Origin of the sequence: Yoonia sp. R78084 (genome assembly GCF_044595625.1) — a bacterium.
Taxonomy (GTDB): Bacteria; Pseudomonadota; Alphaproteobacteria; order Rhodobacterales; family Rhodobacteraceae; genus Yoonia.
In genome coordinates, this window is sequence record NZ_CP138993.1 from 2592388 (window position 1) to 2619014 (window position 26627).

Sequence of the window (26627 nt, forward strand, 5' to 3'; positions counted from 1 at the left end):
AAACTTCCGCCGGAGGCCACGGGACGGCGGGTGGGGCGCATTTGGCTCCAGCCAAAAAGCGTCATCCCGCCAGATCCCCGTCAATCTTGCGCGCATATCCGCGCGGCGTATACATCCGCGGCCCTTCCCCCAGTGCCGCCAAACGCGAATGCGATGACCCGACCAACACAACGGTCAGCATGTCCACCTCATCCACTTCCAGCTCATCTAATCGGCGATAGCGTATGTACTCCTCGGGCCGCCCCAGTGAAGAGGCCAGCATCACCGGCGTTTCAGGCGGACGGTGCTGCAACAAGATCTCGCGTGCCTCCGCCAAAAGCGTCCGTCGGCGCATCGACACCGGATTGTAGAACGCGATCACAAAATCGCCCATCGCCGCGGCCTTTAACCGCTTCACGATATCCTCGCGCGGTGTCAGCAAATCCGACAATGATATCGCACAGAAATCATGGCCCAAGGGCGCACCAGCTCGGGCCGCCGCCCCCTGCAACGCACTCACACCGGGCGAGCAAACAACCTCGACACGGCGCGCCGCATCCGACACACCCATCTGGTCGGGACCGCGATCCAACAGCTCGAACACAAGGGCCGCCATCGCATAAATACCCGCATCGCCAGAGCAGACCAGCGCCACGTTCTTGCCCTGCCCTGCCTGTTCCAGCGCATAGCGGCAGCGGTCCTCTTCCCCACCCAACGGAAAATCCGACCGCGCCTTGCCCACGGCCAAGGGCCCCAGCAAATCAATATACAGCCCGTAGCCCACAAGCTCTTCGGCGTTGGACACCAGTCGCGACACCTCGGGCGTGCGCCATGCTGCCTGACCGGGTCCGATGCCGACGACGGACAAGCGACCCCGCGCACGGCCCGCCAGTTCCACCACAGGCTCCGGCGTCACAACAAGCGCACAGGTCGCATTGGCCGTCTTGCGCTTGGTCACCAGAAATTCGCCCTCCGCGCCGGCTTGCGCCAGTGCGGCGGCTTCGGCCACGCCGTGCGTGCCGACTTCGGCAAATACAACGTCGGACGGGTTCGCCAAACGCGGCGTTTCCGCCTCCAGCGCTTCGGCCTCAAACAACCGCATCGGCACGCCAAGATCACCCGCCAAAGCGATGATCGCAGGCTCATCACCTTTCAGCGTGATCGTATTGACCGAATGCACCGCCTCGGGCGCGATCCCCGCCTCTTGCAGCACATCCTTGACCAATGCCGCCAGTTCCGCAGGCGGGCAATTGCGGGCACACCCCACGCCCAAGGCCACACGCTGAGGGGCAAACTGCAAATGGTCAGCCCCCAGATCAGTCTGCCGCGCCATCGTGCAAGACAGGCGCAGACCTTCACCCTGTGGCAGACCGGCCAGCCAAGGCGCATCACCGTTCACCTGCGCGCCGCCACCCGCCAGCAAGCCGGCCATCGCTGCTTTGGCATCGATGCGGTTGACCAATCGCCAACCTGCGGGCGGTTCATCCAAGGCAATCCCGAGGGCCACATCCCCCGCCGTTGTCACGGCAGAGACGGCGTTCAAGGCCTGCGAAATTGTCGCCGAGAGCTTGTTGGCCCCCCGATGCCCGCCCAAAAGCGGCACAACAACCGCGCCATCATCGGACACGGAAATCACCGGCGGTTCTATCGTCTTGTCAGCCAGAAGCGGTGCCACCGCACGGATCAGAATACCCGAGGCGCAAACCCCCACAATCGGCACACCAGCCGCGAACAAATCACGCGCATGATCCAGCGCATTGGCAAAAAACGCATCCGCTTGATCAACGCGGCCCTCGCGCCCATGGACTTGGGCACCAAGCACGGCGGCGACCTTATGGGCTGTCGCCTCACCAGAGCGCGAAAGCGCCAATACAACGGGTTTCACAGCCACGGATCGGCCCCTTTTGTCAGCAAAATCATTGAAAAATACGGTGCCTTTTCCGGCGCATCCGCCAGCGGCAAAACCACCTCTTCCGGCAGCGTTGCACGCTCCACATAAACCGCACCTTCGGTCAGGCCGAGGGCATCAATCACACCCTTGATCTTGGCCAGATGCCGCCCGACCTTCATGATCACAACGCTTTCCGCACCTTCGATCCGCGCGCGCAGTTCGTCCTCTGGCAAAGGTCCGGGCAGCACTGTCAAACGCTCGTTCCTCGCCGCCAGTGGCATTCGCGCACGCGCGGCACAGGCAGTAACCGAGGTCACGCCAGGCACAATCTCAACGCGGTACCTTTCTGCAAGTCGGGCAAAGAGATACATGAAAGACCCGTAAAAGAACGGATCGCCTTCACACAGGCACACAACATCACGCCCCGCATCAAGGGCCGCCGCAATCTCTGCCGCTCCCTTGTCATAGGCGGCCTGTGCTGGGGCACGTTCCACCGACATGGGCACATCCATGACGATCTCTTGCGCATCAGGCGCGATCAAATCCGCAGCAATCGCCCGTGCGAAACTCGCAGCCCCTGCAAGTGTGGGATAGGCCACGACGTGTGCACCCTCAATCAGCCGCGCGGCGCGCAATGTCATCAAATCAGGCGCACCCGGCCCGACCCCCACACCATACAAAATCCCTGTCATCGCTTCACAAGGCTCCACTGGGTGACCGGCATCGACGGACGCCAGCCCGTCAGACGGCCCACAGGCTCTGCGCGGTGGACCTGCAGTTTCACCAGATCACCGCCATGATCTTTGTGCAGCGCAATCAGCTCTGCCTCGCTTTCCAGCGTCACGGCATTGGCAACCAACCGACCCAAAGGACGCAAAGCCGCCCAAGCCGCATTAAAAGTCTCGCGGCTCAGACCGCCGCCTATAAAAATAGCGTCCGGTGCGTCCAGCCCAATCAGCGCCGCGGGCACGGACCCTTCCACCAAAACCAATTTCGGCACGCCCAGCGCCAGCGCATTGGCGGCAGCCATGGCGCGCCGATCCGCACGCGGTTCAATCCCGATCGCACGGGCATAGCGTGCCGCGCGCATCCATTCGATTGCCACCGATCCACAGCCTGTGCCGATGTCCCATAAGAGCGCCCCGCGCATCGGCATCAGCTTGGCGACAGTCGCGGCGCGCACCTCTTGCTTGGTCATTGTCCCGTCAGACAGGAACAGATCATCCGCCAGCCCCGGCACACGCGGCAGCAAGGCCGCATCAGGGGCAGCAACGCATTCAACAGCAAGCGTATTGAAAGCAGGCACCGTATGATCCCAGCTTTCGGCCAGCCCGTCAAAGCGCGCTTCATCCTTACCACCCATCGCGGCAAGCACAGTCATGCGGGATTTGCCAAAGCCGCGCTCGGTTAGGAAACGGGCGATCTGGGCGGGGGTTTCGGCCCCTGTCGTCAGCACCAGCAATTGCGCATCAGGCTGGATAAAGGCGATCATCTGCTCGACCGGACGACCATGCACCGTGAGCGTTTCAACATCCGGCAGGGACCAGCCCATGCGCGCCGCCGCCAACTGAAAGGCAGAAAGCTGCGGGTGGTATACGATCTCGGCCGGATTTATCGCACGTCCGATCCGCGCGCCCACCGAAAACCAGAGCGGATCACCGGTCGCAAGGATCACGACACGCCTGCCGCGCAGGTTTTCAATCGTCGATATCAGCGCGTCAAAGGGATGCGGCCATGCCAGACGCTCGGCCGTAACCGTTTCCGTCAGTGTATGGTGCCGGTCACCGCCAATGATCACCTCGGCGGCCTCGACCACGGCGCGGGTTGCAGGGACAAGCCCCTCCATCCCGTCTTCTCCAATCCCCACGATATGCAGCCAAGGATCAGCCATCGCTTGGCGCCCCCTGTCGGCGGCTTCGCGCGGAGGGCCCGCAGGGGCTGACGAGCGCGTGATTACGCATCTTCCGGTAGCCCCGCTGCCAAAGCATTCACTGCCGCCGAAGCCATTGCGGACCCACCGCGGCGTCCGCGCAGGGCGACATAGTCACAACCGCGCGGATTTGCGGCCAGCTCTGCTTTGCTTTCGGCTGCACCGACGAAACCCACCGGAAAACCAAGGATGACCGCAGGTTTCGGCCAGCCAGCATCAAGCAGCTCAAGCAAATGGAAAAGCGCCGTCGGCGCGTTACCGATAGCGACCACTGCACCCGCGATGCGGTCGCGCCACAGCTCCACCGCAGCAGCAGAGCGTGTATTCCCGATATGCTGCGCCAAACCCGGCACCGCGGGATCGTTCAGCGTGACGATCACCTCATTGTGTGCGGGCAGGTAGCGGCGGATGACCCCCGCACCCACCATTTCGCAATCGCAGAGCACCGGCGCACCGGCGGCAAGCGCTGCGCGCCCGGCATCCGCAGCACCTTGCGAAAAGGCCAGCCGATCCGCGACCTCGATCATACCGCAGGCATGGATCAACCGCGTGATCAGCGGCTGCATCGCAGGCGCGAACCTCTCAAGCCGCGCCTCATCGCGGACCGTTGCAAAGCTTTGCGCGTAGATCGCGGAAGGGTCTTTTTCGTAGGGGCGCAAATTGCTGTCTTTCGCTTGCCGTGAACCTTAGGTCTTGGCTTTGGATTTGCGCGCGCTTTCGGGACCATGCGGATGCTTCGCATGAGGATAAGGCGCATGGTGGTGATCATGATCGTGATCATGGTGGTGGTGACCATGGTCGTGGTCGTGATGATGGTGGTGGTGATCATGGTGATGATCCGCAGCCACAAGCCGGCACATGCCGGTGCAGAAGGTGTCACACAGGCTGCAATCGGCCACGTTCGATCCGGGCGCGCTGGCACCTTGGCCTTCGACATGATGGTGGTGACTTTCTTGCACGGCCCCGACCTCGCCCTCGAAGCCCAGAACAGCGGTGCGGTATTTGCACATCACACAGGTGGACGGCGGCACAGCGCCAAAGGCAGGGTGCGCGCGGTCCTCGGCGCTGATTTTGTGGCTTTTGCCCTCTTCGAGCGCCAGCACCTGGCTGCGATAGCCGCAGATGCCGCAGTTGGGCGGCGGCGTCGCACTGACCTGTTCCATGATCCGTTCAGCAAGAGTCTCCAGCACCTTGGGGTGATCACCCAGGTATCCCGCTTTGACAAACTGGATGCCGGGGTGTTCGGCCGCCACCTGATCTGTGAAGCCGTAAATCCGGTCGATCAGGATGCCCGAGAAGAGGAAATACGGAAACACAATGACGCGCTTGTAAGGCAGGCGCGCCACATGTTGCAGGCAGGGTTCTACCAGTGGGAAAGTCACGCCGGAATAGCCTACTTCGCACCAGCCAAAGCCCATGCCCTCTTGCAGCATCCGCGCGATCTTGGCCACATTTCCGTTGGCATCAGGATCTGATGCACCGCGCCCGATCACAACAAGACAGGTTTCGGTCAGGGGGAGCGCGCCATGTTCCGCGTTGGCTTGATCAACGGCGTCCTGAATACGCCCAGCGGCGGCCGCGATCATCTTGGGGTCAACGCCCAATTCGCGCCCGTATTGCACCGCGATCCCGTGTTTGGCTGCATAGGTATTCAGAACCGTGGGAATATCGTTCTTGGCATGCATCGCGGCAAAGAGCATGCCCGGCACGGCCAAGATGCGCGCGCACCCGGCCTCGCGCAGCTTGTCCAGACCGTCACGGATCACAGGGTTGGCAAATTCCAGATAGCCATACTCGGTCATCCAGTCATCCGGCAGATATGCGGGCAGTTTGTCCGCCAGGGTCGCGAACTCGTCAACGGCGGATTGACTGCGCGATCCGTGGCCGCAGATCATGACGCCGGTTTTCATGCGCTTTCCTCTTCCAGCTCTTCCAGTTCTTCGTCCTCTGGCTCTGCGTCTTCTTTCTTCTTTTTCAACTCACCCCAAAGGGCCACCAGACCTGCCAGCGCAATAGCCGCACCTGCAACCCAATGACCATGACCCGCGACCTCGGCCCAGTGACCCGGATGCGCAAAAGCCGATGTTCCGGCAAAAAGAAAGAAAAGTATCAGCAGTCCCCGCATGGGCATCCTCCGTTTCTGTCATCACAAGAGGCCCCGACAGGCGGGTCTTGACGATGTGATGTCCGGCTCCCGTTTTGGGTCAACCGTTCCATCCCCAACCTCTCTGGCCGCAGCGCGGCTTCGTCGGCATCGGTATAGACAGTGCGTCACGCAGGAGCAAACGCTTAAGCGACGCAATCATGCCTTGTGGCGGCAGGCCACAACACCCTCCTGTGCACTCATGCACCAAGCATGCGCCCTGACGGACCTTTGTTTTATGGCGCAGGCGGGCTAGGTCGAGGCTCAACAACGAAAGGATGATAAGATGGGTCAGCTTGTAGATGGCGTTTGGCATGACGTCTGGTACGATACCAAGAAATCCGGTGGCGCATTCGAGCGCAAAGAAGCTCAGTTTCGCAACTGGATCACAGCAGACGGATCAGCGGGCCCTTCCGGCGAGGGCGGCTTTGCAGCACAAAGCGGGCGCTATCACCTCTATGTGTCATACGCCTGCCCCTGGGCGCATCGCACGCTGGTCTTTCGGCAGTTGAAGGACCTGACCGACCATATCAGCATTTCTGCTGTGCATCCTGACATGCTGTCTGATGGCTGGACCTTTGAAACCGACGAGGACGGCGCCACAGGAGACACGCTTTATGGCGTGCCCTTCGCACGCGACATCTATCTGAAGGCGCTGCCCGATATGAACGGCCGCGTCACCGTCCCCATTCTGTGGGATAAAGAACGCGAGACGATTGTCTCGAACGAAAGCTCCGAGATTATCCGGATGCTGAATTCCGCCTTTGACCACATCACGGGCAATACCGATGACTACTGGCCGGAAGAACTGCGTGATGCCATCGCTCCGGTCAATGACCGGATCTATGACACCCTGAACAATGGTGTCTACAAATCAGGCTTTGCGACAACGCAAGCCGCCTATGACAAGGCTGTCTATCCGCTTTTTGACACGCTCGACTGGCTCGAGGACCGTCTTGGCGAAAACCGCTACCTGATGGGTGATCGCCTGACAGAAGCGGACTGGCGCCTCTGGACTACGCTGGTGCGGTTTGATCCGGTCTATCATTTGCATTTTAAATGCAATCGCAAGCGGATCGCGGATTATTCGAACCTGTCAGGGTTCATGCGCGAGCTGTACCAGATACCGGGTGTCGCCGAGACCGTGAACATGGCACATATCGTGCGGCATTATCACTATAGTCACGACACGATTAACCCGCACCGTATTCTGCCAATCAATCCTACACTGGATTACGACGCGCCGCATGATCGAGGGCAGTAGTGCCATAGTGGTGGACGATCGCCGCAAGGTCCTGCGGCGGCGTTGCGGTTTTGACGAAGGCGCGCGCGTTGGCGGCGTAGTTGAAGATTGACCCATCTGAAAAGAAGGTGGTGTCGGTCACAAAAACGATATTTGCGCGCGGTTGCCGAAAACGGACCAGATCGGCGACCGCCAATGCGCTGCCCTCGGCAGGCATCAGATCCAGTACGATCACGTCGAAGATTTCCCGGGAGATCAGGTTCAACGCCCTTGCCGCGCTCTGAACAAGGGTGACATCGACCTCAAGCCGCTCAAGATGCCGCTGCCAAACGCCTCCGATATTTTCATTTCGTTGGACAATCAGTGCGCGCATAATTACTCCCCGTTCGAGACAGTTTTAGGAATTAAGTTGATGGTTTTTTAACCCTGGTAGGACAGCACTGTGCCCAATGTGTTAACGAAGTGTTAACGCTATGACGACACCTATCCTAAAAGGCAGGCTTACGCGCATTCGCTTGAAAGCGAGGCGAAAATCCGCTTGAAGAACCGCAAAAATATTGGGCCAAAAAGCATGACAACCTGGATCACGATCTGCGACACCTGCAAACAAGAGGGCTGGGACGCGGGCGACATGGCCCAAACCGACGGAGAAGTGCTGGCCGAATTGATCGAGACTGCAGCGAGCGGTATAGAAAGGGTCAAAACGCGGCGTGTTTCATGCTTGATGGGCTGCAAGAACGCTTGCAATGTCGCAATTCAGGGTGAAGGCAAGTTGAACTATACCTTAGGCACATTTACTCCATCGCGCGAGGCGGCAGAAGGCATTGTCGCCTACGCCGCAGCCCACGCGGAATCGGAAACGGGGCAAGTGCCCTACCGGACGTGGCCGCAGGCGGTGAAGGGCCATTTCGTCACCCGTCACCCGCCATTGCCAAAAGAATGATGGAGAAGCGCGATCATGGCGGCGGCATTGATGCCGCGATTGCGGCCCACGGCGGCGACCGTGCCGGCTGGCTGGATCTTTCAACGGGGATCAATCCGGTGCCATATCCTATGCCCGCCCTCCCCCATGACGCATGGACAGCACTGCCGGACGAGGCTGCCTTTGCGCGGCTCTACGCACTCGCGCGGCGCTTTTGGAACGTCCCCGAAGGGGCGGCAATCCTGGGTGCGGCGGGTGCATCTGCCATTATTGCAGCGCTGCCCCGTGTCATTCCGACAGGCGAGGTCTGCATCCCCGGCCCCACGTATAATGAACATGGCGCAGCCTTTGCCGCAGCAGGGTGGCACTTGGGTCAAGACCCAAGCCACGCTTTGGTCGCGGTGCACCCCAACAATCCCGACGGACAGATCTGGCAGGTCAGCGATCTGGATGCCGCCTATACGATCATTGACGAAAGTTTCTGCGATATCATACCCGATCAGTCGCTGATCCATCTGGCAGCACGCCCCGGCACGGTTGTACTCAAGAGCTTCGGCAAGTTCTGGGGGCTTGCAGGGCTACGCCTTGGCTTCGCCATCGGCGATCCCGTCATCATTGCCAAACTGCGCGACCTGCTGGGACCATGGCAGGTATCCGGCCCCGCCCTCGCCATCGGGGCCGAAGCGCTCTCCGATCCGGCATGGGCGGATGAAACCCGCATCAGACTGGCAGATGACACAACACGGATAGACAGGCTGATGACACAAACGGGGGCGGCGTTGGTCGGCGGCACCTCGCTCTTCCGGCTCTACCAAGTGGATGATGCAACAGCCCTTCAAACCAGACTTGCCAGAGGCCACGTCTGGTCGCGAACATTCCCTTATGCCCCTGACTGGTTGCGCCTGGGATTACCCGCACCAGACCGCTGGGTACAACTGGAAGCCGCACTTTGACCCTTATCCTTGGCATGATCCTCGATGCGCTTTTGGGAGAGCCGCGCTGGCTCTGGTCACGTATACCGCACCCCGCAGTCTTGATGGGGCGCGTGATCGGGTGGTGCGATGCGCGCTTCAACACAGGCGACCACAAAAAACGGTCCGGGATCCTCACACTGCTCGCGCTTTGCGCCATGGCCGCGATGCTGGGATGGATTATCGAGAGTTTGCCGGGATCTCTGCTCGATGTGATCATCGTCGCGATTTTGCTGGCCCAACGCTCACTTGTTGATCACGTACAAGTCGTCGCAGACGCCCTGCGCCTGTCCCTTGGCGACGCCCGCCGCAGCGTTGCGATGATCGTCGGGCGCGACACGAAGGATATGGATGCCCCCAGCGTCGCCCGCTCGGCGATTGAAAGTGCCGCGGAAAACCTCTCTGACGGGGTGATCGCGCCCATTTTCTGGTTTGCCGTCGCGGGCCTGCCCGGCCTGCTGATCTATAAAATCACCAATACGGCCGACAGCATGATCGGCTACCGCACACCCCGACATGAAGACTTCGGCTGGGCTGCGGCCAGGCTTGATGACCTCCTTAACCTGATCCCTGCAAGGCTGACCGCCCTGATGATCTGGGCTGTCACATCACGGCCCAACTTAGGCGCAATCTTGCGCGAAGCCCCGTTGCACCGCTCGCCCAATGCAGGCTGGCCCGAAGCGGCAATGGCGCATGGTCTTGATATCGCGCTCAGTGGCCCACGCAGCTATGATGGTGTCATGCAGCCCTATCCCTTTGTAAATGCAGAAGGGGAACGTACACTAGGCCCTGATGATATTGATCGCGCGGTTCAGACACTCTGGCGTACATGGGCACTGACCCTCGCACTGGCATTCATTGCTGCCCTCGCGTTGTCCTGATCGGCAATATTCCCACCTGCGCACAGGGCCCGCCTTGCGCTGCACAATTGCACTGATACGCTGCAGGCATATTCTTGCCACGGAGATTTCAATGCGCAGCGCCATTTTCGCTTTATCCATTCTCGCAAGCACCGCCAGCGCGCAAACCTGTGGCGGGCCGGTGGGTCCTTTTATCGAAGGTGTCAAAGCTGAAGCACGGGCAACAGGCATCCCGGCCCAAACCGTCGATGCGTTTTTCCAAGGCGCGCAAATTGATCAAGCCGTGATCAACGCCGACCGTGCGCAAGGCGTGTTCCAGCGGGACTTCATCAGCTTTTCGCGGGCATTGATCAGCCAGAACCGGATCGACAACGGGCGCATATATGGGCAAAGGCTGGATAGTACCTTCGACACGATCGAAGCACGTTTCGGGATCCCGCGCGGCGTGCTCTTGGCCTTCTGGGCTTTCGAGACCGACTACGGGCAGGTGCAGGGGTCGTTCAACACCCGCAACGCGCTGCTGACACTCGCACATGATTGCCGCAGACCAGAGCTTTTTCGCCCCCAACTGATCGCTGCAATTGAACTCTACCGCCGCGGTGGCATGAACCCGGCGTCAACCACAGGGGCATGGGCAGGCGAAATCGGACAACTCCAGAAATTGCCGCGCGAAATCATCCGCCAAGGCATCGACGGCGACGGAGACGGGATTGTCGATCTCAAAGGCTCATCGGCAGATGCGCTGATGACGGGCGCAAATGTGCTGTCATCCTTGGGCTGGCGGCCAAATGAACCTTGGCTGCAAGAGATTGTTGTCCCCGAAAACCTCGACTGGGCGCAAACCGGCCTGAACCACAAATCCAGTGTCCGCGAGTGGGCCGCGCGCGGCGTGCGGGCCCGCGAAGGCGCGCTTGGCCCTGCCAACCTTCAGGCCTCGGTGCTGCTTCCCATGGGACGCAACGGCCCTGCCTTTCTCGCCTACCCGAATTTCGAGGTCTATTTCGACTGGAACAAAAGCTTCGTCTACGTCACCACCGCCGCTTATTTCGCAACACGGCTTGGCGGTGCGGCCGTTTATGACGCGGGCAACCCGACACCGGCGCTCAGCGGTCAGCAAATGCAGCAACTCCAGCAAAAGCTCACCCAGCGCGGCCATGACGTGGGCGGCATTGACGGCATCTTGGGCGCGATGACACGGGCCGCCGTGCAAGCCGAACAAATTCGCCTCGGCCTGCCCGCAGATGCTTGGCCCACAATCGACCTCTTGAACCGGCTATAAAGCCACTTTTGTTATTACTGGCCCCTGAAATATCCCCGCCGGAGGCTCCGGCTCAGGCCACCATCGCCGCCGCTTTTTTCAGGTCGACCGATACCAGCTGCGACACACCCTGTTCCCCCATGGTCACCCCGAAAAGCCGGTCCATCCGGCTCATCGTCACCGCATGGTGGGTGATGATCAGGAAACGGGTCTCGGTGCGGCGTGTCATCTCGTCCAAGAGGTCACAGAAGCGCGTGACGTTGGCGTCATCCAGCGGCGCGTCCACCTCGTCCAGCACACAGATCGGCGCAGGGTTCGCAAGGAACACCGCAAAAATCAGCGCAAGCGCTGTCAGCGTCTGCTCACCCCCGGACAACAGGGATAATGTACTTAGCTTCTTGCCCGGCGGCTGACACATGATCTCAAGTCCGGCCTCAAGCGGGTCATCGGATTCGACCAAAACCAGTTTCGCCTCGCCACCGCCAAACAAATGGGTAAACAACAAACCGAAGTTCTCGTTCACCTGCTCGAAGGCTGTCAGCAACCGCTCACGACCTTCACGGTTCAGGCTCGCAATCCCCGAGCGCAGCGCCGCAATGGCGGCCTCCAGATCAGCCTTTTCGCTGACCAGACCATCATGCTCGACCTGCACCTCTTTGGCATCTTCTTCGGCGCGCAGGTTCACCGCACCCAAGGCATCCCGCTGCCGTTTCAGCGCATTGACCTGCCCTTCAACAACTTCGGATGCAGGCATCTGCTCCACATCCGTCTCCAGCGTCTCAAGCAGTTGCTGCGGTGTCACCTCCTGCGCTTCCATGATCCGCTCGGCGGCATAGGCCACGGTTTCGCGGGCCGCATCAGACCGCGCCTCGGATCGCGCGCGCGCCTCGCGGGCCTCAGAGGCCAAACGCTCGGCATCACGCTCATGATGGCCCGCATCGCGCAGCGCATTATCAGCTTCGGCCAGCTTATCCGCCGCAGCCTTGCGCCGTGTCTCCGCCTCATCAATCGCATCCGCCAGTTCGGCACGCTTAGCGGCAATTTCCTCGGGCGCGGCGCTGGCCTCAACCAATGACGCCTCGGATTCCTCTTTGCGCTGCGCCAGTTCTGCCGTGCGTTTGTTCGCGGTTTCCAGACGATGTTTCCAGCCGCTAATTTCCTTTGTGATCTCCTGGCTGCGCTTCAGGCGCATTTCACCTTCGCGGCGCACCTCGTCATGGGAAGAGCGGCGCGACATCATGGTGATCCGCGCAGCCTCAACCGTCATCTTGATGTCTTCCACCGCAGCCCGCGCTGCATCCAGATCACCCAGATCCTGCGCCGCTTTCTCGGCCTCCGCCAACGCGCGCCGCGCTGTGAGCGCTTCTTCCTCGTTGCGCTTCACCGCCAACCCGAGACTTTCCAGCTTGCCCTGTGACAGGTTGCGCTCGGCCTCGGCACGACTGGCCGCACGGTTGGCATCAGCGACAGCTTGGTCCGCATTGCGACGGGCTTGCCGTGCGGCATGGTCCGCTTCGGTCTGTTGCTTCAGCAAAGCGGTCAGGCTCTCATGTGCCTGTGCCGCCCCATGGGCCGTCGCAGACACCTCTTCCAGATCCCGTTTTAACTCGGTCAACCGGTTCAGCTGTTGCAACCGCAATGCCGCCGCCGAAGGCGCATCTTCGGCACCCGCGCGGAACCCGTCCCACCGCCACAAATCGCCTTCAACCGACACAAGCCGCTGGCCAGGTTTCAGGTCCGCCTGCAAACGCGGCCCGTCAGCGGCATCCACCAAACCGACCTGCGACATCCGCCGCGCCAAGACCTCGGGAACCGTAACAAAATTTGTCAGCGCCTTCACACCTTCCGGCAGCGTTTGCGCTGAAGCATAACCGGGCAACAAAGCCCAGCCGGATTTCGCATCTGCGGCCACCTCGGGCGCACGCAGATCATCGGCCAAGGCAGCGCCCAGCGCCTTTTCATAACCGCCCTGCACGCGTAGCAGGTCCAGCACCTGCCCGCCTTCGGCGGTGTCACGCTCGACCAGTTTCGCCAAGGCAGCAACTTCGGCACGCAGCGCATTTGCCTCGCCCTCGGCCTCGGAGCGTAACGCGCGCGCATCACTTTCGCGCGCCTGTGTCGCGGCCCGCGCACTTTCGGCATCGTTCAACGCAACATCAGCCGCTTCCGCCGCAGCGACGGCGGCTTTCTCTGCTTCGCCAGCCGCAGCAAAATCGGCCTCGGCCTTCGCCAATGCCGCCTCTGCCTCTTTCATCGCCGCCTTTGCGCGCGCCGCCTCGTCTTCGTGCTTGCGCAAGGTTGTGCGGTTATCATCCAACAGGCGCTGTGCCGACTGGTGCCGTGCCGCAAGCCGCGCCACATCTTCGGTCAGTTGCGACAGATCAGCCTCGCGTTGTTGCAAAACGCCCGCTGCTTCACGCGCTGCATCTTGCGCATCTTTCAGGCGGTCCTCGTGCCCTTCGCCAGCCTTTTCAATTTCGCGCGCTTCCCATTCCAGCCGCGCGATCGTTTCGCCCGCATCCTTGTTCAGCCCGCTTTCGCGCTCCATATCGCGGGTCAGCTGATCAATGCGCCCGCGCAGCGTCTCGATCATGTCCAATGCGCGTTGTTCCTGATCCTTGAGGGTATCGCGCTGCACCTGCAAGCGCTGCAACACAGCAGCCGCAATCGCCTCTTCCTCACGCAGTGGCGGCAAAGCCTCCTCGGCACGCGCTCGGCTTTTTGCCGCCTCACGCGCGGCTTTCTCAGCTTGCGCTGCGGCTGTCGTGCGTTCGCGCAACTGATCGGCGGCGGCCAAGAGCGCCTCATCGGCTTCTTTCCAGCGCCGGAACAGCAACATCCCCTCGGCACGTCGCAGCTTGTCACCAATCTCGCGGTACCGCGCAGCCTGCTTGGCCTGTCGCGCCAACTGGCCCAACTGAGCCGCCAGCTGGTCGATGACGTCATCCACACGGGTCAGGTTTGATTCCGCACCCTTCAGCTTTAACTCTGCCTCATGGCGACGCTGATACAGGCCCGAAATCCCCGCCGCCTCTTCCAGAATACGGCGGCGCGACTTGGGTTTGGCGTTGATCAATTCCGAAATCTGCCCCTGCCGCACCAAGGCCGGCGAATGAGCCCCGGTCGAAGCGTCGGCGAACAGCATCTGCACGTCGCGCGCCCGCACGTCCTTGGCGCCCACCTTATAGGCCGATCCCGCGTCACGGGTGATCCGGCGGATGATCTCAAGGTTGTCATTATCGTTAAACGCAGCCGGTGCCAGACGCTCACCATTATCAATGACCAAGGACACTTCCGCGAAATTGCGCGCAGGCCGCGTGGCGGCACCGGCAAAGATCACATCCTCCATCCCGCCACCGCGCATCGCAGTTGGGCGGTTTTCGCCCATGACCCAGCGCAGCGCCTCAAGCAAATTCGACTTGCCACAGCCGTTGGGACCCACAACACCGGTCAAACCATCCGCGATGATCAGATCCGTGGGGTCCACAAAGCTTTTAAAGCCATTCAGTCTGAGTTTGCTAAAGCGCAACGATTTTTGCCCGTATGATTCCTCAACCTGCGAAAGCATCGCCTTGCGAGACTGCACGAGTCAACGCCCCCAACCCCGCATGTGCCATGTTCCGCCATGTTATCCACAACATATTGCGGCTTTTTACAGGTTTTTGCGCGTTTCCATGCCTGCGTAGGATACCGCGCGACCGGGTGGTCGATGAGATGCTGTCCTTGCCAATGCATCCAATTGCCTTACCTTCACGTAAGAAAATCCAGATAAACCGGAAGATCGTGACCTAGAGGGAACCAATGCGCAATATCACTTTTCTTGTCGTCGGTCTGGCGGCGGGCACGTTTGTAGGCACAGTGCTCAATGGCAGTGACTTGATCGCGAGTAGTGCGCACAGCGGGCACCAAATGGGTTCCGCGCCATATGATACGCTCAGCGACGATCGCAAGAATATCTGGCCCGCCGATCTGCCAGCGCCGACTATCGCACTTGATCTGCAGCCCGATCCTGCCTCTGGACATAACCTCTTTGTCACCCTCGACGGTTTTGAGATGACACCCGAAGATGTCAACAAGGCGGTTGAGCCAGGAACAGGCCACGGGCACCTCTTTATCAACGGGGAAAACGTGGGGCGCCTATACGCACCGATGCGCCATTTGGTGAACCTGCCCAAGGGCGAAGTGACCGTTCACATGTATCTGGGCGGCAATGATCACAAGGTCTGGGTCGTGGATGGTGAACCTTTGTTCGTCGAAGAGACATTTGTGATCGAATAGCCCTCTTGCAACTCGTGCGAGGTAACGCAAGAAAGGGGTCCGTCACACGCGTTATGGAATGGACCCCGATATGCCCGCCAAGATACCAGCCACAGTTGTCACAGGTTTCCTCGGAGCCGGCAAAACGACCCTGATCCGCCACATGCTGCAAAACGCACAGGGCAAGCGGATCGCGCTGATCATCAACGAGTTTGGCGATCTTGGCGTCGATGGTGATATCCTCAAGGGCTGTGGCGAAGAGATCTGTTCCGAGGATGATATCGTTGAGCTGTCCAATGGTTGTATCTGCTGCACCGTGGCCGATGATTTCATTCCCACCATGGAAGCTTTGCTCGCGCGGGAAAACAAACCAGATCACATCGTGATCGAAACCTCCGGCCTTGCCCTGCCACAGCCGCTTGTGCGCGCGTTCAACTGGCCCGGCATTTCGACGAAAGTCACCGTGGATGGCGTTGTGACCGTTGTGGATGGCCGCGCCGTCCACGACGGCCAGTTTGCCCATAACGTCGCCGCCGTGGATGCCCAGCGCGCGCTGGACGAAAACCTTGATCACGAAACACCCCTGTCGGAACTCTTTGAAGATCAGGTCGCCTGCGCCGATATGATCGTAGTGAACAAGATCGACCTGCTGGACCCAGCCGAGGCCGATGCGCTGACCGCGCAGCTGAAATCAGAGGCGCGTGACGGCGTACAGGTCATCAAAGCCTCGATGGGCGCTTTGCCCGTTGATGTGCTCTTGGGGCAAGGGATCGGGGCCGAGGGCGATCTGGCTGCGCGCCATGAAATCCATCACCATCACCACCATGACGACGAAGAAGACGATCACGATCACGATCACGATCACGCGCATGAGCACGGCCACGATGAATTCGAAAGCTTCATCGTCAGCCGCGGCGAAATCGCCGATCCAAGCGCCTTTGCAGCACAAGTTGCCGATGTGATCCGCGCCAACAACATTCTGCGCCTGAAGGGCTTTGTCGCTGTCGCAGGCAAACCCATGCGCCTGACCTTGCAGGCCGTGGGCCCCCGTGTGGACACCTATTTCGACCAACCCTTTGGTACCGCCTTGCGCGAAACGCGGCTCGTCGTGATCGGCGAAGCTGGCCTCGACCGAGCCACGATCACCGCCGCCCTGCAAGCATGATCATCGTCGCGCGAACAGACCCCCACCATCCACAGGCCACCGCTTTGCTCAAGCAAAGCCACACCTTGATGCAAAGCCTGTTCCCGCCCGAGGACAACTTTTACCTCGATATAGACGATCTGGTAGCCCCCAACATCCACTTCTACACCGCACGGATGGGCGATGATATTCTGGGCACAGGCGCTCTGATGGTGAAAGCGGACTACGGCGAGGTCAAATCCATGTTCGTGTCCGAATCCGCGCGGGGCAAAGGCATCGCCGCCGCATTGCTCCGCCAGATCGAGGATACCGCCCGCGACGAAGGCCTGCGCATGCTCAAACTCGAAACAGGCAACGTTCTAAAGGCCGCGCACAGGCTCTACGCGCGGCATGGTTTTGTTGAATGCAGTGTCTTCGGCGATTACGCCAGCGCCAAAAGCTCGATCTTCATGGAGAAAGCGCTGTGACCTCAGCCTTTCTTCTTCTCTGCCGCCGCCTTTTTCATGCGCGCCAGCAAAGCGGCCTTATCTTCGCGTGCACCAAAGGGCTTTTTGCCCGATCCATGTGCATTATGCTCTTCGTGCTTGGGGGCTTTCTTGCCCATTTTCGGCGCTCCTGCGGCTTTGTAATCCATGATCTCTCTTTCACGTTTGCGCGCGCTTTAGCACGGGGGCAAAACGAATGCACCTGCTAGCAGCAACACCCGGTGCAATCAGCGACGGCAGCGAACCGGTCGATCTGGGACAAACCCCTGCCGATGTGGTGATCATCTCCGCAGCCGACACAGAACTCGCCGCACTGGCCGAGGCCCGCGCCGAGATGGCAAATCCTCCCGGCTTGCGACTGGCGAACATGATGCATCTGACGCACCCGATGTCGGTCGATTTGCATCTGGATGATTGCGCCACAAAATCAGGACTGGTGATCGCGCGTATTCTGGGTGGCGCAGGCTATTGGAATTACGGCCTCACCCAATACGCTGCCCGTCTGCGCGAAGCGGGTATCCCCTTTGCGGCCCTTCCTGGTGACGACAAACCCGACCCTGAATTGCGCGAACTCTCGACCATCAGCCCGGAAGACTATGACACGCTGTGGTCATACCTCGTCGAAGGCGGCCCCGAAAACACCACCAACCTTCTCGCCTATGCCAAAGCAATGCTGGATGGCGGCGAAAAACCCAATCCGCCGCGGCCGCTTCTGCGCGCAGGCGTCTATTGGCCGGGCGCCGGGATCGCTGATCTGGCTGCAGCACAATCCGGCTGGACAACAGGCGGACCTATCGTGCCGATCATCTTCTACCGCGCATTGGTCCAAGGCGGCGGTCTCAATCCGATCAACCGTCTGACGCGCAGCCTGGCACGCGCAGGGCTGAACCCGCTGCCCATTTTCGTAGCAAGCCTCAAAGACCCCGTCAGCACCGCCACGCTGAACCGGATTTTCGACGCAGCCCCGCCAGACGTGATCCTCAACTGCACCGCCTTCGCCGTGGGCAGCCCGCATGATGGTGACGACAGCCCCGAAAACCCGCTCCTCAGCAATAACGCCCCCATCTTTCAGGTCATCCTCTCCGGTGCCGCCGAGGCGTCATGGGCCGAAGGCCTCCACGGCCTGACCGCCCGCGACATCGCCATGAATGTGGCCTTGCCCGAGGTCGACGGGCGCATCCTGTCACGCGCTGTCAGCTTCAAAGGCGAGGCCTTCTTTGATGACGCCACCGAATGTCCCATCGCCACTTATCAGGCCCGCGGCGACCGGATTGATTTTGTCACGCAACTGGCCAAAAACTGGGCCAGCCTGCGCCGGACACCTGCCGCAACCAAGAAGACTGCACTGGTCCTCGCCAACTATCCCAACAAAGACGGCCGGCTCGCCAATGGCGTTGGCCTCGACACGCCTGCGGCCACAGTTCACGTGCTGAACTTGATGAAAGACAAGGGCCACACCGTCACGCCGCCCACCGACAGTGCAGCACTCATGGCGCAAATCATGGCAGGCCCTACCAATTGGCTAACCGACCGCGCGGACAAGGAAGGGGGCGAAATCCTCCCTCTCGACACCTACCTGACTTACTTTGAGGCCCTGCCATGGGACATCAAAGAACAGATCACAGCGCGCTGGGGCAAACCCGAAGATGACCCCTTTATCATCTTGCCTAAAATACTCCCGCCGGAGGCTCCGACAGAGCCCGCGAAAACAGGGTTTGCCCTCAGCATCCACCGTTTCGGCAACGCCGTCGTCGGCCTGCAACCGGCGCGGGGCTATAACATCGACCCCACCGACACCTACCACTCCCCTGATCTTGTCCCGCCGCACAACTATCTGGCCTTCTATTTCTGGCTGCGCCACCACTGGGGTGCGGATGCCATCGTGCATATGGGCAAACACGGCAACCTCGAATGGCTGCCGGGCAAAGCCGTAGCCCTCTCCGAGACCTGCTGGCCTGAGGCAGTCTTTGGCCCGACGCCACATATCTATCCCTTTATTGTGAACGACCCCGGCGAAGGCACTCAAGCCAAACGGCGCACGTCCGCCGTTATCATTGACCACCTGACCCCACCGCTGACGCGCGCGGAAAGCTATGGGCCCTTGCGCGATCTCGAAGCACTGGTTGACGAGTACTATGAAGCGGCAGGCGTCGATCCCCGCCGCATAGACCACCTTCGCCGTGAAATCCTTTCACTCTCTGATGTGACCGGCCTGGCCAAGGACGCGGGCTTCACCGGCGACCAGGACGGCGATCTGGGGAAACTTGACGCCTATCTCTGCGAACTCAAAGAGGCACAAATCCGCGACGGGCTGCATATTTTCGGGCAATCCCCGACAGGCCAACAAGAACGCGATCTCGCGATTGCCCTGGCCCGCGTCCCGCGTGGCGATGGTAAAGGCAAAGACGCGTCCCTATTGCGCGCACTGGCCGCAGATCTCGCACTCGGCATCGACCCGCTCGATTGCGATATGGCAGATGCACCACCGCAAAAACCAGTCACGCTGTCCGATAGCACCACATGGCGCACAAACGGCGATACGGTCGAAAAACTCGAGAACCTCTCCCAACGCCTCGTCTCCCGCGAAGAGCGCCCGCCAGGGCCGATGAGCGCGGCGGTGCTGGGCGAAATCCACAACCATATCCTGCCCACGGTGCAGGCCTGCGGCGCTGCCGAAGGCGCGGCCCTTCTGCGCGCACTGGATGGCCATTTCGTCGCCCCCGGTCCATCCGGCGCACCGACACGCGGCCGCATGGATGTGCTGCCGACGGGGCGGAACTTCTACTCGGTCGACAGCCGCGCCGTGCCAACGCCAACCGCTTGGGCCTTGGGCTGGAAGTCAGCAAACCTGCTGATCGAAAAACACCTGCAAGACCACGGCGACTGGCCCCGCAGCCTGCTGGTCACCGCATGGGGCACCGCCAATATGCGGACAGGTGGCGACGATATCGCCCAAGCGCTGGCACTCATGGGTGTCAAACCCACATGGGACAGTGCCAACCGTCGTGTCACGGGGTTCGAGGTGCTGCCCCAATCCGTCTTGGGCCGCCCCCGCGTGGACGTGACCTTGCGTATCTCCGGTTTCTTCCGCGATGCCTTCCCGCAACTGATCGCGCTCGTCGATAGCGCCGCACGTGCGGTGCAAGACATGGATGAACCCGTTGATCTGAACCCTGCCGCCGCGCGCGCAAAAGCGGGTGAAGACCAAACACGCGTCTTCGGCTCAAAACCCGGTGCCTATGGCGCGGGCCTGCAGGCACTGATCGACGAACGCATCTGGGCGGATAAATCGGATTTCGCCGAGGCCTATCTGGAATGGGGCAGCTACGCCTACGGGCAAGGCGCTGAGGGCCGCAAGGACCGAAAAGCCTTTGAGGCGCGGCTGACACAAGCCGAAGCAGTCGTGCAGAATCAGGACAACCGCGAACACGATATCCTCGACAGTGACGATTATTACCAGTTCGAAGGCGGGGCCGCCGCCGCCATCAGCACGCTGCAAGGGCAGGAGCGGCCGATCTACCACAACGACCACTCGCGCCCTGAGCGGCCCGTCATCCGCACACTGGAGGACGAAATCGGCCGCGTCGTGCGCAGCCGCGTGGTAAACCCCAAATGGATCGACGGCGTGAAACGGCACGGCTACAAGGGCGCGTTCGAAATCGCCGCAACAGTCGACTACCTTTTTGCCTTTGCCGCGACGACAGGGGCCGTGCGCAACCACCATTTCGATCTGGTCGAAGAGGCCTTTATCAAGGACGAGGCCACGCGGGATTTCATCGCCGATGCCAATGCACCAGCGCTGAAGGAAATCGCGCAGCGCCTGCAAGAGGCAATTGACCGCAACCTCTGGCAACCCAAATCCAACTCCGCCCGTGCGCGCATCGCAGGATTATTGTAGGGTGGGTGAAACCCACAGATCGAAAGTGAATACCATGACGGATGATACAGACCGCCACGCGATGAAAATGGCCAAGAAGAAGGCCGCGCGCGACAAGATCATGGCGACAAAGACCGATAAGAAAGGGCTGGTTATCGTCCATACCGGCAAAGGCAAAGGCAAATCCTCTGCCGCGTTCGGCATGATCTTCCGCTGCATCGCCCATGACATGAAATGCGCGGTCGTCCAGTTCATCAAAGGCGGTATGTCCACCGGTGAACGCGACCTGATCCTTGCCAAATTCAGCGACACCTGCGCGTTCCACACCATGGGCGAAGGCTTCACCTGGGAAACGCAGGACAAATCCCGCGACACCGAAATGGCCCAAGCCGCCTGGGCCAAAGCCAAAGAACTGATCCTGGACGAGACAAATCACATGGTCCTGCTCGATGAAATCAACATCGCGATCCGCTATGATTACGTGAGCGCCGCCGAGGTTGTCGCCTTCCTGCGCGACCATAAACCGGAAATGACCCATGTGGTCCTGACGGGCCGCAACGCCCACGAAGACCTGATTGAACTGGCTGATCTTGTGACTGAAATGGAACTGGTCAAACACCCTTTCCGCTCAGGGATCAAAGCGCAGATCGGAGTGGAATTTTGAGCTAACCAGCTCAGGACGGAGTGTTTCAAGATCGATAAAGTAATCGCAATCGACGACAGCCATTACATCGCCAGCGGTGCTGAAAGGGATGTCTACCAACACCCCGACGATCCGGCAAAGCTGCTTAAAGTCATGCGCAACATCGAGAATGCGCCTACGCGTTTCACATTCCGCGATATCTCCACCAAGCTTTTCCCGAGCGCGCGCCTGCGTCTAATCCGCAAGGAATATGACGAATATCTGCGCATCCGCCTGTTCAACCCTGCCCATGACGTGCGCCTGCCGATCACGCATCTTTACGGCGTTGTCTCGACCACACGTGGTCTGGCCTGTGTGACCGAACGTGTCTCGGGTCCCGATGGCAGCGTGGCGGAAACGATGCGCATGATGATCAACAAAGACACGTTTACGCAAGTGGAGCTTGATCTGTTCAATGGCTTCGTCAGTCAGATGCATAGCTTTGGGATCCGTGCCGGAGACCTCAAACCCCATAACCTCGTCTTTGGCTATCGTGACAACGGCTATGAATGTGTTTTAGTCGATGGGTTTGGCGATATCCACTTTCTGCCCGTCCGCTCGATGGGCCGTTGGGCAAACGCATTGGGGCTTAACGATAGCTTCAAGATTGTTGCAAAGCGAACCGGCTTGAGATGGGATTGCAAAACGCGCCGTTTTCATATGGCAGCATCTGACTGATGTCACCGCGATCGCCCCTCCAGACAATCAAGATAATCCAAGAGGTCATAAATGCCCAAACACCGCGTCCTGACTGAATTCGGCATGGGCACCAGCCTGCGCCGCCAAGACTATACCCAAGCCGCGCGCCGTGGATTGCAGGACGCGCTGTGGCACAACTCGATCAATATGGCCGAGCTCTTCGGTTTTCCCAAAGAAGCGATGCTGATCGACGTGGAAATCGGCGTGCAACAACCCGAGCAAGTTGACACCACAAGTCTGCTGGACATCTTCCCTTACGGCCAGCCCACGATCACCGTCCACCACGGTGGCCTTGATATCCCCCGCCCCGACGGCAAGCCGACGGTCATTGCCAATGTCGCCATCAATGTCTCATTCGAAATGGAGCGGACCTGATGGAGCAACGGATCATCATCGAAATGGGCATGGGCAATGACCTGCACGGGATGGACTATCAAAAGGCCGCCGCCCGCGCAATCGAAGACGCGATCCGGCATTCCACTCTGCCGATATTCGACAGCATCAACCTGCCCCACGGCGAAATGCGGGTGCAGGTCACCGTTGCTGTGCAAGAGCCTGACAAAATCGACCCGGAGGCCCTGACATCCGGCCTGCCGCGTGGCCGCGCGCATGTCAGCGTAGTCAAAGGCGGGCTGAATATACCCAACCCCGAAACAGGTGACACCGCCGTGATCGCCACAGCGGCAGTCGAGGCCTTTTTGCCGTCTCAAGCGGGCAAATGGGTACAAGCCTAGATGGAGCTGACGCAGGCTCATCGGGACGCCTTGCAGGATATCCTGCTCTGGCGGCGTGATGTCCGGCACTTTCTACCCGATCCGGTCCCGCAGGAAGTGCTGGACCGGCTGCGCAAGGCGATGGATTTTGCACCTTCGGTCGGAAATGCGCGGCCTTGGCGGGTACTCCACGTGAAATCCCCCGATCTGCGCGCGGCCGTGATCCACAATTTCGAGGCCGCGAATGCACAGGCCGCCGCAGCCTACAAAGACGATCAGCGCGCCGCCTATAACCGGCTGAAACTGGCAGGGCTCCGCGAAGCGCCGGTCCATCTCGCCGTTTTTACGGAAAGAGACCCCAAAGCAGGGCACGGTCTGGGGCGCCAGACCATGCCAGAGATGCTCGCCTATTCTACGGTAGCCGCCATCCACACCCTTTGGCTTGCCGCCCGCGCCGAGAACCTTGGCGTCGGCTGGGTTTCAATCCTAGATCCGCAGGCTGTGGCGCATCACCTGCATGCGCCCGACAACTGGGATCTGACCGCCTATCTCTGCCTCGGCAAAGCCGCCACTGACGATGACACACCGCTGCTGCATCGCAACGCGTGGCAAACCAACGCAGAAACCATCTGGCAGGATGTCTAGGCCTTCTGCGCCGCAGCTCTGACAGCACTGAGCGTCGCGGCGGTTGTCAGCGCCTCCTCATCGACCTGACACTCGATGATAGCCACGGTGGCTGCGGCTTGGGCGCGCGCAAAGGCTTCGGCAAAATCCTCGGACCGCGTGACCTTCTCACCGTGCCCGCCATAGGCGCGCGCGAGTGCGGCAAAATCAGGGTTGGCAAGTGCAGTCCCCGACACCCGCCCCGGATAGGTCTTTTCCTGATGCATGCGGATCGTGCCATAGCGGCCGTTGTTCATCACCACGACAATCGGCTTTGCGCCATGCTGAACGGCGGTCGACATCTCGTTACAAGTCATCTGGAAACAACCGTCACCCGCAAGGCAAACGACAGTGTGATCCGGATGTGCCAACGACGCGGAAATCGCTGCCGGAAACCCGTATCCCATCGACCCGGAAGTCGGGGCAAGCTGTGTGCCGTATTGCTTGTAAACGAAATAACGGTGCAGCCATGCAGCATAGTTCCCTGCCCCGTTTGTGATGATCGCATCGTCAGGCAGATGTTCGGACAACCATTTGATCACCGCCTCTTGCTTCAGTGCGCCGGGGCTTTCCTGCGGGGTCAGCCAGTGGTCATAATCAGCCCGCGCAGCGCTGCTCCAGCCGGACCAATCGCCCGCATGTTCGGCATTTGCCAACTGGCGCAGCACCGCAGGCGCGGTGGCGTTGATTGCGATGTCAGGGGTGTAAACCCGCCCCAGTTCATCCGCGTCGGCATGTACATGCACAATCCGCTTGGCCGGATTGGCGGGGTCAACCAGCGTATAGCCTTGCGTTTCGATATCGCCGAACCGCGTTCCAAGCAGGATCAGCGTATCCGCATCGCGCACCCGATGTGCAAGTTTCGGATTGATCCCAACGTTCAGATCACCGGCATAATTGGCATGGTGGTTATCCATATAATCCTGACGCCGGAAGCCTGCTGCGACCGGGATATTCTGGCGCTCGGCAAAGGCCTGCAGATCGGCTTGGGCCTGTGCAGACCAGTGCGGTCCGCCCACGACGACCAGCGGGCGTTCGGCCTGTGCCAAAGCGTGCAGGATCGTCTGGGCTGCGCTGTCTGGCAGCGGATTTGCGATCACCTCGGGGATATGCAGATCGGGCACATCGGCGCTGGCGCTGAGCATGTTCTCCGGCAGTGCCAGCACCACAGGACCGGGGCGGCCGGACATGGCCACACGGAACGCGCGGCCGATATATTCCGGCAGGCGGTCGGTGTCGTTCACCTGTGCGACCCATTTCGCCAGACCGCCAAAAAATGACTTATAATCAACCTCTTGAAAAGTCTCGCGATCCGTCTGCCTATTGTCGATCTGGCCGACAAACATAACCATCGGCGTGCTGTCCTGCATCGCGATATGGATGCCTGCAGAGGCATTGGTCGCCCCCGGTCCACGGGTGACAAAACAGACACCGGGCTTACCGGTCATTTTGCCGTAGGCCTCAGCCATCATTGCCGCACCACCTTCCTGACGGCAGACGATGTTGGGAATGCCGCTGTCGTACAGGCCATCGAGGGCCGCAAGAAAGCTTTCGCCCGGCACCGAGAATACTCGCTCTACGCCGAGCTTAACCAGTTGATCGCTCAATATTTTTCCGCCATGCCGGACCATGATGTTCTCCCAGGTTTTGCGGGCAGCATGTGCCATGCACATAGGCTGTGCAAGGGCTACTGTTGCGCTTTCCAACCTGCGCTCTATCTGTCCTGAAACCGTTGAAAGGATTACAAATGACAACTCTTCTTGGCATTTCAGGCTCGCTCCGCAAGGCATCGACCAACACGCTTTTGGTCCAGAACGCAGCGGAGATTTTTGGCGCCGATACATTCACCCTCGCCGACATCGATTTTCCCCTCTTCAACGGCGACGTAGAAGCGGCAGACGGTATCCCTGCGAAGGTCCAAACCCTTTCCGATCAGATCGCTGCGGCGGATGCGGTCATCATCTCCACGCCCGAGTACAACAAGGCACCCTCGGGCGCCTTGAAGAACGCGCTGGATTGGGTCAGCCGGACCGAGGGCAATCCTTGGAACAACAAACCTCTTGCCATCATGTCAGCCGCTGCAGGCCGCGCGGGCGGCGAGCGTACGCAGTTTGCGCTTCGCCTGATGATGATGCCGTTCCGGCCCGACATCTTGCAGGGACCAGAGGTGCTCGTCGCGAATTCCGGCAAGGAATTCGATGAAAACGGCAAGATCAAGGGTGAATTTTACATCAAGCTGCTGACCGAACTGATGGGTGAGCTCAAGTCCCGGACTTAGCGTACAGATTACGTACACAGCCTGTACACACCCTGTGCATACACGGATGCATCTGGCAAAAGCCGCAGGACAGCCCTAAACTCTGTCAAAGAGTGACAAACTGGAGACTTAGATGGCACGTGGCGCAGGTGGATCTGATGGCGGGACCGGCAGCTTTCTGATCGGGCTGATCATGATGGTGGGCGGTGGCTATCTGTTGCTGAATGGCATTGTGGTGCGGCCGAACTTCGGACTGGGCAGCCGCGTTTTCGGGATCGGCGGCGTGCCGATCACATCAGGCATGATCCTGATCCCGTTCATGTTCGGGGTCGGGATGATCTTTTACAACGCCAAGAACTGGCTGGGATGGGGGATCGCAGGCGCGGCACTTGTGGCGCTGATCTTCGGTGTGATCGCGAATATGACGCTGCAACTAGCCCAGATGAGCGCGTTTGATCTGATCGTGATACTGGTGCTGCTGGTCGGCGGGATCGGGCTCTTTTTACGGTCGCTCCGGGCAGGCTGAACGCCCCGCCTTGTCCAATTCAGCGTCGTGCCGTAGGCCTCAGGCGCAGAAATCGGACACCTGGCCAGACCAACTGATGAGTTTTTCTGGCCAACCGCAATTCGCAAGATGATGGCAGACCCATCGC

Annotated in this window: 26 protein-coding genes; 16 read left to right on the forward strand and 10 right to left on the reverse strand. The window is 60.2% G+C overall.

Annotated elements, in window-relative coordinates:
• Positions 1 to 61: 61 nt before the first annotated feature.
• The 6 genes from cobJ to SJY29_RS13050 all read right to left on the reverse strand — a co-directional run bounded on the left by cobJ (position 62) and on the right by SJY29_RS13050 (position 5925).
• On the reverse strand, positions 62 to 1870 hold the full coding sequence (gene cobJ, locus SJY29_RS13025) for a precorrin-3B C(17)-methyltransferase (protein WP_400083638.1): 1809 nt from the start codon (positions 1868 to 1870) through the stop codon (positions 62 to 64).
• The gene (cobI, locus tag SJY29_RS13030) at positions 1861 to 2562 is read right to left on the reverse strand and encodes a precorrin-2 C(20)-methyltransferase (protein WP_400083640.1); all 702 of its coding nucleotides are present in this window, start codon (positions 2560 to 2562) and stop codon (positions 1861 to 1863) included. Before cobI ends, cobJ begins: the two co-directional genes overlap by 10 nt.
• Positions 2559 to 3761 carry a precorrin-6y C5,15-methyltransferase (decarboxylating) subunit CbiE gene (cbiE, locus tag SJY29_RS13035; protein ID WP_400083642.1) on the reverse strand — a complete coding sequence of 401 codons (1203 nt, stop codon included), beginning with the start codon at positions 3759 to 3761 and terminating at the stop codon, positions 2559 to 2561. The genes cobI and cbiE overlap by 4 nt, the downstream gene beginning before the upstream one ends.
• 62 nt (positions 3762 to 3823) lie before the next feature.
• The gene (locus SJY29_RS13040; RefSeq protein WP_400083644.1) at positions 3824 to 4459 is read right to left on the reverse strand and encodes a precorrin-8X methylmutase; all 636 of its coding nucleotides are present in this window, start codon (positions 4457 to 4459) and stop codon (positions 3824 to 3826) included.
• 27 nt (positions 4460 to 4486) lie between these two features.
• Complete coding sequence (locus SJY29_RS13045; protein WP_400083645.1) at positions 4487 to 5710, reverse strand: sirohydrochlorin chelatase; 1224 nt, start codon at positions 5708 to 5710, stop codon at positions 4487 to 4489.
• Positions 5707 to 5925: a DUF6732 family protein gene (locus SJY29_RS13050; protein WP_110278121.1), complete on the reverse strand. Its 219-nt coding sequence runs from the start codon at positions 5923 to 5925 to the stop codon at positions 5707 to 5709. Before SJY29_RS13050 ends, SJY29_RS13045 begins: the two co-directional genes overlap by 4 nt.
• Before the next feature lie 304 nt (positions 5926 to 6229).
• Here SJY29_RS13050 and SJY29_RS13055 point away from each other — a divergent pair, with 304 nt between their 5' ends.
• Positions 6230 to 7207 (forward strand): glutathione S-transferase family protein, encoded by a 978-nt coding sequence (locus tag SJY29_RS13055; protein WP_400083647.1) that lies wholly within the window; start codon positions 6230 to 6232, stop codon positions 7205 to 7207.
• On the opposite strand, the gene SJY29_RS13060 is transcribed toward SJY29_RS13055, so the two are convergent.
• The gene (locus tag SJY29_RS13060) at positions 7167 to 7559 is read right to left on the reverse strand and encodes a hypothetical protein (RefSeq protein ID WP_400083648.1); all 393 of its coding nucleotides are present in this window, start codon (positions 7557 to 7559) and stop codon (positions 7167 to 7169) included. The genes SJY29_RS13055 and SJY29_RS13060 overlap by 41 nt on opposite strands.
• A 198-nt stretch (positions 7560 to 7757) precedes the next feature.
• Here SJY29_RS13060 and SJY29_RS13065 point away from each other — a divergent pair, with 198 nt between their 5' ends.
• From SJY29_RS13065 to SJY29_RS13080, 4 genes are all read left to right on the forward strand, one after another.
• On the forward strand, positions 7758 to 8129 hold the full coding sequence (locus SJY29_RS13065; RefSeq protein WP_400083649.1) for a DUF1636 family protein: 372 nt from the start codon (positions 7758 to 7760) through the stop codon (positions 8127 to 8129).
• On the forward strand, positions 8126 to 9061 hold the full coding sequence (locus tag SJY29_RS13070) for a threonine-phosphate decarboxylase (protein WP_400083650.1): 936 nt from the start codon (positions 8126 to 8128) through the stop codon (positions 9059 to 9061). The genes SJY29_RS13065 and SJY29_RS13070 overlap by 4 nt, the downstream gene beginning before the upstream one ends.
• Entirely contained in the window at positions 9058 to 9960 is a 903-nt protein-coding gene (cbiB, locus tag SJY29_RS13075; RefSeq protein ID WP_400083652.1) for an adenosylcobinamide-phosphate synthase CbiB, read from the forward strand. Before SJY29_RS13070 ends, cbiB begins: the two co-directional genes overlap by 4 nt.
• Positions 9961 to 10051: 91 nt before the next feature.
• The gene (locus SJY29_RS13080) at positions 10052 to 11218 is read left to right on the forward strand and encodes a lytic murein transglycosylase (RefSeq protein WP_400083654.1); all 1167 of its coding nucleotides are present in this window, start codon (positions 10052 to 10054) and stop codon (positions 11216 to 11218) included.
• Between the two features lie 52 nt (positions 11219 to 11270).
• Here SJY29_RS13080 and smc read toward each other — a convergent pair whose 3' ends face one another.
• Complete coding sequence (gene smc / locus SJY29_RS13085) at positions 11271 to 14726, reverse strand: chromosome segregation protein SMC (protein ID WP_400088925.1); 3456 nt, start codon at positions 14724 to 14726, stop codon at positions 11271 to 11273.
• Between the two features lie 272 nt (positions 14727 to 14998).
• On the opposite strand from smc, the gene SJY29_RS13090 reads away from it, so the two are divergent.
• The 3 genes from SJY29_RS13090 (at position 14999) to SJY29_RS13100 (ending at position 17065) form a co-directional block, all read left to right on the forward strand.
• Positions 14999 to 15475 (forward strand): hypothetical protein, encoded by a 477-nt coding sequence (locus SJY29_RS13090; RefSeq protein WP_400083656.1) that lies wholly within the window; start codon positions 14999 to 15001, stop codon positions 15473 to 15475.
• 70 nt (positions 15476 to 15545) lie between these two features.
• Positions 15546 to 16619: a cobalamin biosynthesis protein CobW gene (cobW, locus tag SJY29_RS13095; RefSeq protein WP_400083658.1), complete on the forward strand. Its 1074-nt coding sequence runs from the start codon at positions 15546 to 15548 to the stop codon at positions 16617 to 16619.
• Positions 16616 to 17065: a GNAT family N-acetyltransferase gene (locus SJY29_RS13100; RefSeq protein ID WP_400083660.1), complete on the forward strand. Its 450-nt coding sequence runs from the start codon at positions 16616 to 16618 to the stop codon at positions 17063 to 17065. Before cobW ends, SJY29_RS13100 begins: the two co-directional genes overlap by 4 nt.
• 2 nt (positions 17066 to 17067) lie before the next feature.
• On the opposite strand, the gene SJY29_RS13105 is transcribed toward SJY29_RS13100, so the two are convergent.
• Positions 17068 to 17232, reverse strand: coding sequence for a hypothetical protein (locus SJY29_RS13105; protein WP_055295866.1), 165 nt, complete (start codon positions 17230 to 17232; stop codon positions 17068 to 17070).
• A 47-nt stretch (positions 17233 to 17279) separates the two neighbouring features.
• Between SJY29_RS13105 and cobN the strand changes: the two genes are divergently transcribed.
• From cobN to bluB, 6 genes are read left to right on the forward strand one after another with little or no spacing between them, the layout of a single operon-like run.
• Positions 17280 to 20981, forward strand: a complete 3702-nt coding sequence (gene cobN, locus SJY29_RS13110) for a cobaltochelatase subunit CobN (RefSeq protein WP_400083662.1) — start codon at positions 17280 to 17282, stop codon at positions 20979 to 20981.
• A 34-nt stretch (positions 20982 to 21015) separates the two neighbouring features.
• Complete coding sequence (cobO, locus tag SJY29_RS13115; protein ID WP_400083664.1) at positions 21016 to 21624, forward strand: cob(I)yrinic acid a,c-diamide adenosyltransferase; 609 nt, start codon at positions 21016 to 21018, stop codon at positions 21622 to 21624.
• Positions 21625 to 21672: 48 nt separating this feature from the next.
• Positions 21673 to 22320: a YrbL family protein gene (locus tag SJY29_RS13120; protein WP_400088927.1), complete on the forward strand. Its 648-nt coding sequence runs from the start codon at positions 21673 to 21675 to the stop codon at positions 22318 to 22320.
• A 51-nt stretch (positions 22321 to 22371) separates the two neighbouring features.
• Positions 22372 to 22716, forward strand: a complete 345-nt coding sequence (locus SJY29_RS13125; protein WP_400083666.1) for a Lin0512 family protein — start codon at positions 22372 to 22374, stop codon at positions 22714 to 22716.
• The gene (locus tag SJY29_RS13130) at positions 22716 to 23075 is read left to right on the forward strand and encodes a Lin0512 family protein (RefSeq protein WP_327545346.1); all 360 of its coding nucleotides are present in this window, start codon (positions 22716 to 22718) and stop codon (positions 23073 to 23075) included. The genes SJY29_RS13125 and SJY29_RS13130 overlap by 1 nt, the downstream gene beginning before the upstream one ends.
• On the forward strand, positions 23076 to 23699 hold the full coding sequence (gene bluB / locus SJY29_RS13135; RefSeq protein ID WP_400083669.1) for a 5,6-dimethylbenzimidazole synthase: 624 nt from the start codon (positions 23076 to 23078) through the stop codon (positions 23697 to 23699). It begins immediately after the preceding gene.
• Here the strand turns inward: bluB and SJY29_RS13140 are convergent.
• Positions 23696 to 25348, reverse strand: a complete 1653-nt coding sequence (locus SJY29_RS13140; RefSeq protein ID WP_400088929.1) for a thiamine pyrophosphate-binding protein — start codon at positions 25346 to 25348, stop codon at positions 23696 to 23698. The genes bluB and SJY29_RS13140 overlap by 4 nt on opposite strands.
• A 116-nt stretch (positions 25349 to 25464) precedes the next feature.
• Here SJY29_RS13140 and SJY29_RS13145 point away from each other — a divergent pair, with 116 nt between their 5' ends.
• A complete protein-coding gene (locus SJY29_RS13145; protein ID WP_400083671.1) occupies positions 25465 to 25995 on the forward strand; it encodes an NADPH-dependent FMN reductase in 531 nt (176 codons plus the stop codon).
• Positions 25996 to 26107: 112 nt separating this feature from the next.
• Positions 26108 to 26500, forward strand: a complete 393-nt coding sequence (locus SJY29_RS13150) for a hypothetical protein (protein ID WP_400083673.1) — start codon at positions 26108 to 26110, stop codon at positions 26498 to 26500.
• The last annotated feature ends 127 nt before the right edge of the window (positions 26501 to 26627 follow it).

Excerpts from the sequence above, each read along its gene's own strand:
- cobI (WP_400083640.1), bottom strand. The coding sequence starts at position 2,562 with ATGACAGGGATTTTGTATGGTGTGGGGGTCGGGCCGGGTGCGCCTGAT.
- cbiE (WP_400083642.1), bottom strand. The coding sequence starts at position 3,761 with ATGGCTGATCCTTGGCTGCATATCGTGGGGATTGGAGAAGACGGGATG.
- SJY29_RS13045 (WP_400083645.1), bottom strand. The coding sequence starts at position 5,710 with ATGAAAACCGGCGTCATGATCTGCGGCCACGGATCGCGCAGTCAATCC.
- SJY29_RS13050 (WP_110278121.1), bottom strand. The coding sequence starts at position 5,925 with ATGCGGGGACTGCTGATACTTTTCTTTCTTTTTGCCGGAACATCGGCT.
- SJY29_RS13055 (WP_400083647.1), top strand. The coding sequence starts at position 6,230 with ATGGGTCAGCTTGTAGATGGCGTTTGGCATGACGTCTGGTACGATACC.
- SJY29_RS13060 (WP_400083648.1), bottom strand. The coding sequence starts at position 7,559 with ATGCGCGCACTGATTGTCCAACGAAATGAAAATATCGGAGGCGTTTGG.
- SJY29_RS13065 (WP_400083649.1), top strand. The coding sequence starts at position 7,758 with ATGACAACCTGGATCACGATCTGCGACACCTGCAAACAAGAGGGCTGG.
- SJY29_RS13070 (WP_400083650.1), top strand. The coding sequence starts at position 8,126 with ATGATGGAGAAGCGCGATCATGGCGGCGGCATTGATGCCGCGATTGCG.
- SJY29_RS13080 (WP_400083654.1), top strand. The coding sequence starts at position 10,052 with ATGCGCAGCGCCATTTTCGCTTTATCCATTCTCGCAAGCACCGCCAGC.
- SJY29_RS13090 (WP_400083656.1), top strand. The coding sequence starts at position 14,999 with ATGCGCAATATCACTTTTCTTGTCGTCGGTCTGGCGGCGGGCACGTTT.
- cobW (WP_400083658.1), top strand. The coding sequence starts at position 15,546 with ATGCCCGCCAAGATACCAGCCACAGTTGTCACAGGTTTCCTCGGAGCC.
- SJY29_RS13100 (WP_400083660.1), top strand. The coding sequence starts at position 16,616 with ATGATCATCGTCGCGCGAACAGACCCCCACCATCCACAGGCCACCGCT.
- SJY29_RS13105 (WP_055295866.1), bottom strand. The coding sequence starts at position 17,232 with ATGGATTACAAAGCCGCAGGAGCGCCGAAAATGGGCAAGAAAGCCCCC.
- cobN (WP_400083662.1), top strand. The coding sequence starts at position 17,280 with ATGCACCTGCTAGCAGCAACACCCGGTGCAATCAGCGACGGCAGCGAA.
- cobO (WP_400083664.1), top strand. The coding sequence starts at position 21,016 with ATGACGGATGATACAGACCGCCACGCGATGAAAATGGCCAAGAAGAAG.
- SJY29_RS13125 (WP_400083666.1), top strand. The coding sequence starts at position 22,372 with ATGCCCAAACACCGCGTCCTGACTGAATTCGGCATGGGCACCAGCCTG.
- SJY29_RS13130 (WP_327545346.1), top strand. The coding sequence starts at position 22,716 with ATGGAGCAACGGATCATCATCGAAATGGGCATGGGCAATGACCTGCAC.
- bluB (WP_400083669.1), top strand. The coding sequence starts at position 23,076 with ATGGAGCTGACGCAGGCTCATCGGGACGCCTTGCAGGATATCCTGCTC.
- SJY29_RS13140 (WP_400088929.1), bottom strand. The coding sequence starts at position 25,348 with ATGGTCCGGCATGGCGGAAAAATATTGAGCGATCAACTGGTTAAGCTC.
- SJY29_RS13145 (WP_400083671.1), top strand. The coding sequence starts at position 25,465 with ATGACAACTCTTCTTGGCATTTCAGGCTCGCTCCGCAAGGCATCGACC.
- SJY29_RS13150 (WP_400083673.1), top strand. The coding sequence starts at position 26,108 with ATGGCACGTGGCGCAGGTGGATCTGATGGCGGGACCGGCAGCTTTCTG.